General features: G+C 66.2%; 15 protein-coding genes. 12 read left to right on the top strand and 3 right to left on the bottom strand.

Annotation, left to right across the window (positions count from 1 at the left end; genetic code table 11):
* Positions 1-389: 389 nt before the first annotated feature.
* Both ACLJRM_RS44120 and ACLJRM_RS44115 read right to left on the bottom strand, forming a co-directional pair.
* Complete coding sequence (locus ACLJRM_RS44120; RefSeq protein ID WP_410666440.1) at positions 390-1,019, bottom strand: GNAT family N-acetyltransferase; 630 nt, start codon at positions 1,017-1,019, stop codon at positions 390-392.
* A 5-nt stretch (positions 1,020-1,024) separates the two neighbouring features.
* Positions 1,025-1,759, bottom strand: a complete 735-nt coding sequence (locus ACLJRM_RS44115; protein WP_410666439.1) for a GntR family transcriptional regulator — start codon at positions 1,757-1,759, stop codon at positions 1,025-1,027.
* A 196-nt stretch (positions 1,760-1,955) separates the two neighbouring features.
* Here ACLJRM_RS44115 and ACLJRM_RS44110 point away from each other — a divergent pair, with 196 nt between their 5' ends.
* The 8 genes from ACLJRM_RS44110 (at position 1,956) to ACLJRM_RS44075 (ending at position 7,856) form a co-directional block, all read left to right on the top strand.
* Positions 1,956-2,360, top strand: coding sequence for a hypothetical protein (locus tag ACLJRM_RS44110; RefSeq protein ID WP_410666438.1), 405 nt, complete (start codon positions 1,956-1,958; stop codon positions 2,358-2,360).
* A 2-nt stretch (positions 2,361-2,362) separates the two neighbouring features.
* A complete protein-coding gene (locus ACLJRM_RS44105) occupies positions 2,363-2,554 on the top strand; it encodes a hypothetical protein (protein WP_410666437.1) in 192 nt (63 codons plus the stop codon).
* Between the two features lie 2 nt (positions 2,555-2,556).
* Positions 2,557-3,105, top strand: a complete 549-nt coding sequence (locus ACLJRM_RS44100) for a DUF2637 domain-containing protein (RefSeq protein WP_410666436.1) — start codon at positions 2,557-2,559, stop codon at positions 3,103-3,105.
* A gap of 232 nt (positions 3,106-3,337) precedes the next feature.
* The gene (locus ACLJRM_RS44095) at positions 3,338-3,766 is read left to right on the top strand and encodes a hypothetical protein (RefSeq protein WP_410666435.1); all 429 of its coding nucleotides are present in this window, start codon (positions 3,338-3,340) and stop codon (positions 3,764-3,766) included.
* Positions 3,763-3,975: a hypothetical protein gene (locus ACLJRM_RS44090; protein ID WP_410666434.1), complete on the top strand. Its 213-nt coding sequence runs from the start codon at positions 3,763-3,765 to the stop codon at positions 3,973-3,975. The genes ACLJRM_RS44095 and ACLJRM_RS44090 overlap by 4 nt, the downstream gene beginning before the upstream one ends.
* Before the next feature lie 117 nt (positions 3,976-4,092).
* Positions 4,093-5,706, top strand: a complete 1,614-nt coding sequence (locus tag ACLJRM_RS44085) for a hypothetical protein (protein ID WP_410666433.1) — start codon at positions 4,093-4,095, stop codon at positions 5,704-5,706.
* Between the two features lie 326 nt (positions 5,707-6,032).
* Positions 6,033-7,583, top strand: a complete 1,551-nt coding sequence (locus ACLJRM_RS44080; RefSeq protein ID WP_410666432.1) for a hypothetical protein — start codon at positions 6,033-6,035, stop codon at positions 7,581-7,583.
* 39 nt (positions 7,584-7,622) lie between these two features.
* Positions 7,623-7,856, top strand: coding sequence for a hypothetical protein (locus tag ACLJRM_RS44075; protein WP_410666431.1), 234 nt, complete (start codon positions 7,623-7,625; stop codon positions 7,854-7,856).
* Between the two features lie 57 nt (positions 7,857-7,913).
* On the opposite strand, the gene ACLJRM_RS44070 is transcribed toward ACLJRM_RS44075, so the two are convergent.
* Positions 7,914-9,059: a hypothetical protein gene (locus ACLJRM_RS44070; protein WP_410666430.1), complete on the bottom strand. Its 1,146-nt coding sequence runs from the start codon at positions 9,057-9,059 to the stop codon at positions 7,914-7,916.
* 154 nt (positions 9,060-9,213) lie between these two features.
* On the opposite strand from ACLJRM_RS44070, the gene ACLJRM_RS44065 reads away from it, so the two are divergent.
* The 4 genes from ACLJRM_RS44065 to ACLJRM_RS44050 all read left to right on the top strand — a co-directional run bounded on the left by ACLJRM_RS44065 (position 9,214) and on the right by ACLJRM_RS44050 (position 10,865).
* Positions 9,214-9,549 carry a hypothetical protein gene (locus ACLJRM_RS44065; RefSeq protein WP_410666429.1) on the top strand — a complete coding sequence of 112 codons (336 nt, stop codon included), beginning with the start codon at positions 9,214-9,216 and terminating at the stop codon, positions 9,547-9,549.
* A 98-nt stretch (positions 9,550-9,647) separates the two neighbouring features.
* Complete coding sequence (locus ACLJRM_RS44060; protein WP_410666428.1) at positions 9,648-10,277, top strand: hypothetical protein; 630 nt, start codon at positions 9,648-9,650, stop codon at positions 10,275-10,277.
* Positions 10,274-10,669 carry a hypothetical protein gene (locus tag ACLJRM_RS44055; RefSeq protein ID WP_410666427.1) on the top strand — a complete coding sequence of 132 codons (396 nt, stop codon included), beginning with the start codon at positions 10,274-10,276 and terminating at the stop codon, positions 10,667-10,669. Before ACLJRM_RS44060 ends, ACLJRM_RS44055 begins: the two co-directional genes overlap by 4 nt.
* A gap of 19 nt (positions 10,670-10,688) precedes the next feature.
* Positions 10,689-10,865, top strand: a complete 177-nt coding sequence (locus tag ACLJRM_RS44050) for a hypothetical protein (RefSeq protein WP_410666426.1) — start codon at positions 10,689-10,691, stop codon at positions 10,863-10,865.
* Positions 10,866-11,601: the final 736 nt, after the last annotated feature.

Raw genomic sequence — 11,601 nt, 5'->3', positions numbered from 1 at the left:
ACGGATATCGCTATCTTGCTGCCGAGCGCCTGGAGGCCGTCCGGCCTGAGGACTTGCCCGGCGAAAAGGGGCCCTTTCGGCATATCTTGCTCCGCTGGGTGGCAGAGGCCGTGATCGATCAAGACGGGATTCGGCGACCACATGCAAGAGGTGCTCTGTGTCGGAAGCCGCGGGAAGTGGTCGACGGGCGGCGGGCTGAGCGGGTCGGTTACGCGGGCCAGCTGGCGACGGTCACGGCCGGTATACCGGGGGGGCGCGGCCGGATTCGGAGCATCTGCAAGACGTGCTCTGGTCGTCGACGGCGGCGAGATGGTGTCGGGGAGGAGGCGTGGTGCGGGCATGAAAAAGGCCCGCCGCTTGGCTCCGGCGGGCCTCGTCGGGGAGGACGGTTAGGTGAGCCACCCGATGCCATGGCCGCCGTGTTCGCGTTCGCCTTCCGACCGGCTAACTCGATAGCCCGGGTCCTGGAGAGCGCGAGCGGGTGCGACGACGAGATCGGACGGCAGGACGTTCGAGCGGGGCCGGACGACTCGACGGCTGAACAGAGCACCGGAGAACCTGCCCGGCTTCTCGACAAGGCGAATCTTGGTCCAACCCTGCCGCTCGTAGTACGCGTGCAGGTCGCTGGCCGTCCGCCACACGTCGAATCGAACTTCCTCGACGGGCGGCACAGCGGTGTACAGCGCGAACTTTAGGAGGAGAGCCCCAAGGTTCTGCCCTGAAGCCGCGGGATCGGTGGCCAGCTTCGCGAGATAAAGCGCCGGCGTCTCCTGCTCGGCTGGCGTCCAAAAGTCTGCGTCAGCATCGGTGAACGTGATGGTTCCGAGCGGACGCCCGGTCTCGTCGTCTCGCATCAACCACGTGCGCCCGGCCGCGACGACGTCGGCCAGCTGCTCCTGCTTCTGGCCGAAGTTGTGCCACTGGTCGCTTCCGCGAGCCTTCAACCACTTGGCACGCGCGTTCAGCAGCTCCAGGACGTCATCGACGTCACCATGCTGGGCAAGGTTGATTGCCTTCATCCTGGTCACTTTTCCACCTCATAAGTGATCTGCCAGCGATCGCTGGGAAACGCGGACGCCATCAACCGGATGGGCTGATCACTGGACGTGAAGCTCACGCGGTCATGGCGAATCACGGGCAGTCCGTTCGGAATGTCCAGGTCGGAGATCTCCCGGGTGTGTGGTCGACGAGACCGGATGCAATCACGGTGTCGGACCATCTCGAGCCCGTGCTCCCGGAGGACATGACGGCCTCCGCGCTTGATGTCGGTGGGATCCGCGATCGCGGTTCCTTTGACCAGCTCGAACGGGAAGAAGCTGTCGCAAATGGCGTACGGCGTGCCGTCGATGGTGCGCATTCGTCGACGAGCAAGGACGAGTTCGCCGTCGTCGAGCGCGAGAGCTGCGCGGGTATCGAGGCTGGGAATGATCGTCTCGACCCTGATGTGCTGGTAGGGCTGTCCGCCCTGCTGCCGTACGGCGTCGTCGAACGCATCCCTTCCCCGGTCGTCCGCTTCGAGCACGTACATGGGCAGCTCGTAGCGCTTGAGCCTGAACACCTTCGTTCCGCGGCGACCGTCCGACACGAGGTAGCCGTCCTGGTGAAGGACCTTGAGCGCGTCTCGGATGACGGTCTGGCTGACGCCGTACTGCTCTGCCAGCTGTGGGTACGTCGGCAGAGGATCACCGTGTTTCAGCTCCCCGCTGTCGATCTTCTCGGCCCACTCGGCCGCGATCCGTTGCCCTGCTCCGGACGCCATGTTCAGCCTTTCGTTGGGGGAATTTTTGGCCGTCTACCAGCCGAAACACGTTTCCCGTACATGGAATATACCGAAAACCCTTGCTGATCATCCCGCGACACGGCTAGAGTCACCCGTACATCCCATGCATGGAAAGTGTGGGACACACGGAAACCGAGGACCGGCAGGGCCGGACCCCACATCGAGGGAGATCACGATGGCGAACGACGTCAGCAACCTGCAGATCGATCAGGCGGCGAGCTTCGCGGGCATGGCGTTCCTGGGCTGCACCCCGCGCATGAAGTTCGGTTCGGAGAACCAGCAGGACATCACGAAGGACGGCCGGTTGAAGTGGGACCTCGAAATCCTCTGCGGCGTCCGTAACCAGCTGCAGCAGAAGGTCGAGAACCGGGTGTTCAAGGTCGGGATGTCCAGCCGCTCGAACCCGGGTGAGGGCTTCGAGATGTTCGACAAGTGCGAATTGCGCGATTTCACCGTGGGTGTGAGCGAGAAGCAGCGTCGGCACGAGAACGGCGCGAAGGAGCTCACGGGCGTGAGCGTGTGGTTCACCGCGTCGGAGATCGTCCGCGTCGGTGAGTCCGTGACGGCTGAGGCTGCCTGATCATGGCCGTCAAGACGAGCCCGTTCGAGCGGGTGACCGAAGCCAAGTCGCTGCTGGAGCGGGCGATCGCTGAGGTCCAGGACTTCGGCAAGGACCGGATCTTGCAGGACGTCTACCACGACGTTCTGAACGCGTACGGGCGTGTGTGCGCGTCGCAGGTCGAGGTTCGCAACCGTGATCGGAAGGCGGACTGATCATGGCGTCGCGGGTTGAGTCCGGTGTCCGGGCGGTGATCACCACGGTTGTCGGCCTGATCGGCGGCGCGATCGGGTTCGTGCACACGCGGACGTGGGCCGAGCAGAACGGGCAGCACGGCTTGGTGGCCTGGGGCATCGCCGTGGTGATCGAGTCGATGGTGGTCGTGGCGGGGCTTGAGTTGCGGCGCCGCTACGGCCACGGTCCGCTCGTGGTGCTGGTGCTGGCGTTCCTGTTCCAGATGGCCGCCCAGGTGTCGAGCGCTCGGGACACGCTGGCGGGCTGGCTGCTCGCCGCGACTCCGGCGCTGGGGTTCCTGGTGATCGTGAAGTTCGCGCTTCGGGCCGCTGCCGACTCGGCTGGGGAGAAGCCGCGGGAAGACCTGCCGCGTCCGGAGTCCGTTGTGGAGGTTCCGACGCAGGTCACGCCGTTGCCGGAGTCGGTTGTTGAGGCGGAGGTTCGGGAGATCGAGCCGGTGCCGACGTCCATTGAGGACAAGAAGCCTGAGCCGGTTGGCGCTGGCTGGGGCTCTACAGGGAACGGGTGGTGATGACGGTGTTGCGCAGGTTCGGCGGGAAGGTCCACGCGGGACGCATGGGGTTCTGGAGCGGGAAGTTCACGGCGCTGTGCGGCCTGGTGGTGCCCAGGAACGAGACGAAGGGTGTGTGGTTCGCGAATCGCCCGAGTTGCGGTGCGTGCCGGGCGTTTCGTGAATCGGGGATGTGATGGCGAAGTACGTGGCACCGGTACGTCTGAGCAAGTCGAGAGGAAGGGAGTAGGAGATGGCGATCGCAGCAGTGGCCCCGGCAGGGCGAAGCCGTGTTCGAGGGACCGCGAAGGGCGCGAACTTCCAGCCCAAGCGTGTCCGGAAACAGATCCGGAAAGGACTGATCCGGGCGGCCGTGACGAACAAGATCGCGGACGTGAAGGTGAGCGCGAAGGAACGGGCGCAGTTCTACCGCCAGCTGCGGGAGCTCAAGCAGCGGCGCCGGACGATCGCGGCCGAGTTCGCCCGGCTGTCCACGATGGTCGACGGCCTTCAGCGCGGGGTGTATCACGTCGAGGACCGGTACCCGGGTGTGAGTGCCGGACTGCTGGAAGAGGCGTCGTTGCTGGTCAAGACGGCACGAGCCGCGGTGAGTTCGACGGCGGACGAGATGCAGGCGTTCAGCCGCCGCAAGGTGTACTTCACTGAGGCGGTGGCGGCATGACCACGTTGCGGGCCGAAGTCGACGAGATCGATGTTCAGGTCGAGAGGATCCACAAGCTGGTCGAGGGCGCGGCCCGGATCGATCCGGAGCTGGCCGCCGGTATGGCCACCACGATGAGTCTCGGCAACGTTCAGCGCGCGATCGATCGGGCTTCCGCTGTGTGCGAAGACGTCGATTGGGCAGTACGCGATTCGCTGCGCAATAAGTAGCAATTCCCGCAGGTCGGGGCCCCAATTCCGAATTCGTGCCGGGCCCCGACCATGCCAAAAACCCTTTGAAACCAATGAATCCGGGCGCTGAGAGCGCACAACGGGAGGTGAGCAGCGATGAGCAGCACCAAGACCAATGTCATCGGCTGGACCCTGAACGCGCTGTTCAGCGTCGCCGGATGGCTGATCGTGTGGGCGGCGAAGTGGCTGGCGAAGCTCGGGCTGTGGAGCCTGATGCAGGCTGCATCGCACCCGCGTACCTCGCTCACGCTGGGCGGCGTCGGCGGGCTGGTGTGGCTGATCGGCTGGCAGTGGGTCGCGGGGATCGTCGGCCTGGTCCTGCTCACTGGCTCGACGTGGAAGGCGGCGCACCGAGCGTCGTTCGAGGCGACCGTGGAGCGCTGGCTCCGGTCGTGGTTCCGCCGCTGGTGGGCGTACCGGCGCCGCTGGGAGAAGGTCATGACCCGCTGCGGCCTGGCCGTCGACGTCGGCGGTGAGACCCACCTGCCCAAGGTTCGCAAGGTCTCCTCGGGCCGCTACTGGGACCGGCTCACGGTGAAGATGCAGGTCGGGCAGGACCTCTCGATGTTCGAGGACGCGGGCGAGAAACTGCGTGTCCCGTTCGGCGTCGAGCGCCTGGCCGTGCGCGAGATCCTGCCTGGCCTGGTCGGCATGGACCTCATGCGCCGCGACCCGTTCCGGACCGAGAAAGTGCTGGCAACCCCGATCCCGGAATCGGTCGAGGACATCGACTTCGCGGCGATCCCGGTGGGCATCACCGAGTTCCTGGAGACGTTTTGCGAGTCCATGGTTGGCGGCCACACTGCGGGTGCGGGCGCGACCGGCTCGGGCAAGTCGTCGCTGTTGTGGAACCCGCTTCGGGGCCTGGCCCCGGCGATCGCGGTCGGCATCGTGAAGCCGATTTTCATCGACCCCAAGTACAAGGAGCTGCGGCAAGGGATCTCGCTCGTCGACGCCGGAAACTTCGGCTGCACGGAGTGGGAGGAGCCGGAAGGCCGAAGCCGCGGGAGCTACGCGCCGCTGCCCAAGCGCAAGGGCACGACCGCTGACGGCCAGTACTTCACGGGCGACTACGCCGTGACCGAGCAGGACACGGTGATGCTGCTGGAGCGGATCGCGGACGAGCTGAACGCGACGAACGCGGCCGGTGCGAACGCTGGCGAACGTGACTTCGTGCCCTCGATCCGGACCCCGCTGCGGCTGATCTGCATCGACGAGCTGGCGCCGCTGCTGCGGTACTGGTCGCGGTCGAGCCGTGAGCGTATCGACGCCGCACTCGGCACTATCCTCACGCTGGGGCGCGCGGCCGGATACATCGTGCGCGGGCTGATCCAGGAGCCGACGAAGGACGTCTTCACCATCCGCGACTTGTTCTCGCGCCGGATCGGTTTCCGGCTGCCGACCGAGGACCACACTGACGCGATCCTGACCGACCGGGCGAGTGCCCGGGGCGCGGACTGCTCGACGATCCCGGAGTCGCTGCCGGGCGTCATGTACGCGTTCCGCGAGGAGCAGAAGAAGGCGCAGCGGTGCCGGTACGGGCACGTCACCGATGCCGATATCGCTGAGCTGGTCGAGTTCGTCGAGAAGATGCGTGCCGAGCTGGGCAACGTCATCCACCTGCCGGTCGAGCCGATCACCGAGTACGAGCTCGTCGACGAGCACGAGGCCGGACAGCTCATCGAGGACGACGGCGAGGCTGCCGCGTGAGCAGGGCCCGGACAGCCGGAACCGCGCAGCAAGATATGGAAAAACTATGTCGTTTTTCCGGTTTCCGGGCCCTGACCGGCGTGTCGCCGCTCACCTCGGGCCGCCGGTGCGAAAGGCTGGCCGCCACAACAGAACAAGATCGTCGGACAAAAAAGAAGGACCCCCAGTTGGCGCTGGGAGCCCTTCAACCGGCGGTCCCGCCCTCCCTCTGACCGGAAGCGGAACCTCGAATGCCTGGGCTCACCATAGCCGATGGCGTGCCAGACACGCACCCATCATCCCCCCGTGACACGCCGCGATTCAATGACGACTCCGTCATCGCCGCGATGGTCGAGCAGTACACCGGCCGCGCACGCCGGCGGTTTCCCTCCCCGGAGATGCTCCAGTCCGCGGCTGCCTTGTTCCCCGGACAGCACCCGGGCGTCCGCGCGAGCTGCACGTGGCTGACCACAGAGGACAACAATCCGCTGTGGGACGACGCGACGGACGTGCAGCTGCACCAGGCGGACGCGCTGACCGAGGGTCCACAGTGGTACGTCTCGATGTCCCCCGGCCGTGTCCGGGTGTGGACTCGCGACGAAGCCCGTGCCGATCGGACCGACAACCGCGCCCGGGACATGCGCGCGAAAGCCGCTGACGCGCTGGCCACCTTCGCGGAGGTCGATGACGACGGCGTGCTGATCGCGCTCGAGGAACCCGAGCGGATCCCGACGCGCGAGGTGACGAGCTGGTCGGCGAAGTCGCGTTCGAACATGATCGGAAGCTACGCGGACCTCGACTTCACCCCGATGTTCACCGACATCGATCGCATCGCCGCGATGCTGACCTTCACCTACCCGCGCTGCTGGGGCGTGGTCGCGCCGAACGGCAAGACGGTGAAGAGGCACATGAAGGCGTGGCGGAAGCGCTTCGAGCGCACTTTCGGCAAGATCCAGTGCATCTGGAAACTGGAGTTCCAGCAGCGTCACCAGTGGGTCTACCGCGACGGTGAGCGCGTCTACAACTGGTGCACCTGCGAGACCTGCGCGAAGGACGAGGACGGCCGCGCCCCGCACATCCACATGTTCACCACGATCCCGACCTGGCGCTACGTGCACGATGCCCGCGGGAAGCTCGTCCCGGTGGTCGACGCGGTCGGGAAGCCGGTCTTCGGCGAGTACCTGACCGAGCGGGTCACGATGGAGGACTTCAAGACCTGGCTGTCGACGTCCTGGGCCGCTGTGGTCGACCACCCGGACCCTGTCGAGTACGCCGCGCACGTCGGGGCCGGTACTCGGGTCGACACCACCGAGGGCGGCCGGGCCGCTGACCCCCGGCGGCTCGTGACGTACTTCGCCAAGCACGGCGGCGCGTCGGCGAAGGAGTACCAGCACATCGTCCCGGTCCGCTGGCACGCTCCCGGCGAAGGACCGGGCCGGTTCTGGGGCTACTGGGGCCTGGAGAAGGCCGTCGTCACGGTGCCTGTCGAGCCCGCTGTGGGCGCTGAGGCCGGGCGGATCCTGCGCAGGCACTCCCGCGCCCAGGGCGTCACCCGGCTCACCTCCCGCCGCCGGTACAAGGGCGGCCGCGTCGATTCCGCCTATGGCGAGGTCATCGGCCTGGCGGGAAAGCTGCTCGTCGAGGCCCACCAGGAGTACCGGCGACCTTGCCGGACTCGCGCTGTCCGTGCGGTCAACGGGCGCGGCTGGACCGTGGTCAACGACGGTTCGATGTTCGCCGGACACCTGGGTCGCGCGCTGACCGCTGCGATCAAGCACCGGGAGGAGCAACTCGTGCTCGAACTCGACCCGCGCGCGCCGCTGGCTCGGGCATGGCGACTACCGGCCGGGCCGCGACGAGACGCGTTGCTGGCGAAGCTCCAAACGCGAGTTCAGTAGATCAGTAGATCAGTACATCCGGAGAAAGGGAGATCGACAATGGCGGTCAGAGTGATCCGGGATGAGAATCCGGACGGTTACGCCGTGACGAGCGACAAGTCCGACGGCGGTCGGTACAGCGTGTACGGCCCCTTGAACCGCGTCGGGACATACGAGGCATGGGACGGCCACCAAGGCGAAAGCCTGGGGAAGGGATCTCGGGAAGAGATGATCGAACTCGTCGAGTCCCTGCCGGGCGACGGTGTCATGCCGCGTTACTCGTGGGAGAAGTAGCCGGACAGCTGGCGCGAGTTCAGTAGATCAGTACATACTGAACTCGCGCTTGACCTGCTATTTCTTGCCGTTTCGGAGTCGCTCAACCTCCGCGCGCAGCTCCCCGAGCTGGCGCTCGTAGGTCCGCTCCAGGTCGCCGACGCGCTGGTTCGCGTGGTTCTGCTCGGCCGCGAGAGCCAGCTTGGCCGCTTCCAGCTGAGCCACGATGCCGGCGTTCTCCTGCCTGACGCTGTTCGCCTGCTCCAGGTACTCGCGGGCCTCGCCCTGGTGCCGCTCGACGTCACCACGCAGGTTCGTGACGTCCTCGCGCAGCTGCTCCACCTGCGTCGCGGTCAGCTGAGCCTTCAGTTCCGCGGCTTCGGCCCGGCGGCGCTGTTCGTCCCGCTCACCGTTGGCCTGCTCGACCAGGTTCTTCAGGTGGCGGTTGTACTCCTGCTCCTGGCCCAGGTCGCGGTCAAGCTCCTCCCTGACCTCGGTCAACACTTCGACGCTCTGCTGAAGCGTGGCGGACCGCTCCTCTTCGGCTTCCAGCTCGCCCCGAACCTCCGCAAGCTCGCTGTTGAGGCGCGTGATCACGCTGTCCTGCTCGGCGTTCTGTGCCTCGACGACCGTGAGGTTCCGCTCGGCTTCGGCGAGGTTCGCGCGCGTCTCGACCAGGTGCCCTTGCAGCTGGTCGGCCTGTTCGGCGATCTCGACGGCGGCCGCGTTGGCCTCCTCAGCCTGGGCCCGGTCCTCCCGGCGTCCCGCTTCAGCCTTCGCTGCCCTGGCGTTCGCCTTGGCCACCGTTTCGGCGGCCTCTGTCGTCACCGTCTCCAGCTCGGCCGCCGTCGCGTCCGGATCTCCCAGCGTCGCGAGCTCGCTCACCAAAGCCTGCTGTGCGGTCGCCAGCGTCGCGACGAGAGCCTTCGTCTGGTCGAGGAGCACCGTTGCCCGCGCGCCCGCCGTCGTCACGGGAGTGGGCACCTCGTCGACGAGCTCGGCCCCCTGGTCCTGTTGCCCGGCGGACCTTCCGAGCTTCTGCCGCGCACGCCATGCCGCCGCGCGGTGGTGCTCGGGGTTGTCGCAGTAGTTCGACGGCCGCCCGCGTCCGTCCGGGTCTCCGCTGGCCGCGACGGTCGGACGACCACAGGTCTTGTCGATCGCGATGGGGAACCGGCATCCCGGGACGTTCTCGCCGGAGTTTTTCGTTTTCGTTTCCGTCATACCGTTATCGTACCACCACAAGTGACGAAAATACGATAACGCAAATACGAAAATGCTCCATTCGAGTGATCTACTGATCTCAGTATATCAGTAGATACTGATCTACTGATATACTGAAGTGACCAGCGAGGCAGAGACCGAGGGAGAAACCGCGATGAGCGAGCCGGTTCGGATCACCAAGACCGCGACGGCCAGTGACCTGTCGGAGAGCCTGGGCTGGCTCGGTGAGGAGATCCAGAAGCGCGCGGTCGACCAGACCCGCGAGGAGGTCGCGGACGCGCTGCGGGACACCTTCCTTGACAGGAGCCGGACCTCGGTGAAGTACAGCTACAGCCCTGATGAGGCGATCGTGAGCATGTTGCGGGAGGTCAAGGGCGGGCAGTTCGAGGGCCTGGCCGATCGGTTCGAGACCGACGGTGTGCCGAACGACTTCCGCCTCGGCCTGGAGTTCGCGATCGCGCTCACCCGGGACACCGAGTTCGAGCTCTGACCAGCCCAGTGGGGAGGGGCATCAACCCTCCCCACTACACTTCTCAGTATCTCAGTATCTACTGAAAGGCAGTGTGACCTGCGGTGATTATCTTTTCGATGGTCAACCTCAAGGGCGGGACGCTCAAGACGACAGGGACCGCGTACCTGCTGTCGGCCTTTCACGAGGCGGGCATGAACGTGCTCGGCGTCGACGCGGACGGCGAGAACGAGAACCTCCAGGACTGGCAGGAAGACGGCCCCTTGCCCTTCCCCGTGATCGGCAAGCGCGGCGGCAACCTCGATCGTGAGCTGCCCGGCATCATCGGTGATCGTTACGACGTCGTCGGGATCGACACCCCGCCCATGACAGCTCAGCGCGGCACCGTGGCATCGGCTGTCCGCTTCTCGACGCACGTGCTGACGCCGCTGGCGCCGACTCCGATGGACCACACCCGCTTGTTCAGCGTGCTGGAGCTGATGCAGGAGCAGGGCCCGGCCTCGGTCCACGGTCGGCCGCCGCACCACGCCGCGCTGCTGGTCAAGTGCAAGGCGTCGGCGAACAGCCCGAAGACGTACCGCACGACCATCACCAACGACGGCGTGCACGTCCTGACCGCCCAGATCGCTGATCGGGAACGCTTCGCCCAGGCGTACGGCGAACCGATCCGCAATGCGATGAGCACCGAGTTCGGTGACGTCGCGATGGAACTGCTCGACCTCAACACCACTGTGGAGACCAGCGCATGAGCACCAAGGCAGAACAGCAGGCCGCGAAAGCGGAAGCGCTGGCGCAGAAAGCACGTGAGCGTGCCGCGGCGCGTGCTGGTGGGAACCGGCCGGACCCCGTTCCGGAAGTGCCGGCGTCCCCGGCCGCGCCCGCCGTCCCGACCCAGGAGGACCGCGAGCGTCACCTCGCGCCTGTGGTCGCGGCGCCGAAGGCGAAGCCCATCCGGTCGACGGTCGACCTTTCGCCGCTGCGTCATCAGCAGCTCAAGGCGTGGTGTGGCGAGACGGCGATCGAGCTGGGCAAGACCCGCGTGACGACACAAGACCTGTTCAGGGTCTTCGTCGCCCGGCTGCTCACCGACGAGACCCTTGCCCGGAAGATCCGCGAAGACCTGCACAACGACGTCCGCTGACACTCAAGGAGTAGCCACCATGTCGTATCTCGGAGATGACGAAAACGGCAACGACCCGGCCGTTGTCGAGCACGTTGACGGGTTGTGCCGTAAATGCGGCCAGGAGGTCACCAACCTCACGATCGAGGAAGCCGAGAGCTGGGAGGACGAACACCGCCGGACCTGCGTGTACCGCAACCACTCGGTGATTCCCTGACCTGCACCTTCATGCTTTCAGTAGATACTGACTTACTGAGATTGAAGCCTTCAAAGGAGGCTCCTTCCTGGACCCTTCCCGTCACCTGAGGGTGGCACCACACAAAGCAGGGGCCCCACCAGGCCCGCAGGTACATTTCAGCCTGGTGGGGCCCCTGCTTTGTGTTTTGCTGCTCTCTGGTGACGGGGAGGGCCCAGGTTGGTGACTCCGTCCCCCAACGCCAGGGCCCGTGCCCGGCTTGACCACCTCGGCAACCTGCGGGCTGACCCTTCCCGGAGCCTGCCCTCGGCGAGAGACTGACCGCTTTGGACTCTCCACGTCGACCAGTTCCGCCGCCCGTCGACCATCTCCACGCCGCGCGGCGCGGCTCGTCCAGGCGACGGCGGGCCCGGGTGGGCCCCTGCGGAGCAGGGTGCCCGGGTCCTTGGCCGTCGGGCTCGACAGCGCGCCGTGACGCGCGGCCGGGCTTGTTATATCTGCCAAAACGGGCCGCGCTACCACCCACCTGCTCGCCCTGGAGCCCGCCACACACCACACGCGACAGTCCTTCCCGGACTCCTCGGGGCACGCGTTCGGAACCCGACCGGTGCACGTCGCGCGGTTTTCAGTACGGATATCGCTATCTTGCTGCCGAGCGCCTGGAGGCCGTCCGGCCTGAGGACTTGCCCGGCGAAAAGGGGCCCTTTCGGCATATCTTGCTCCGCTGGGTGGCAGAGGCCGTGATCGATCAAGACGG

It is taken from the genome of Amycolatopsis sp. lyj-84 (assembly GCF_046549075.1).
Taxonomy (GTDB): Bacteria; Actinomycetota; Actinomycetes; order Mycobacteriales; family Pseudonocardiaceae; genus Amycolatopsis.
Note: the sequence above shows the minus strand (reverse complement) of the source record. Positions and strands in the feature narration are given on the sequence as shown.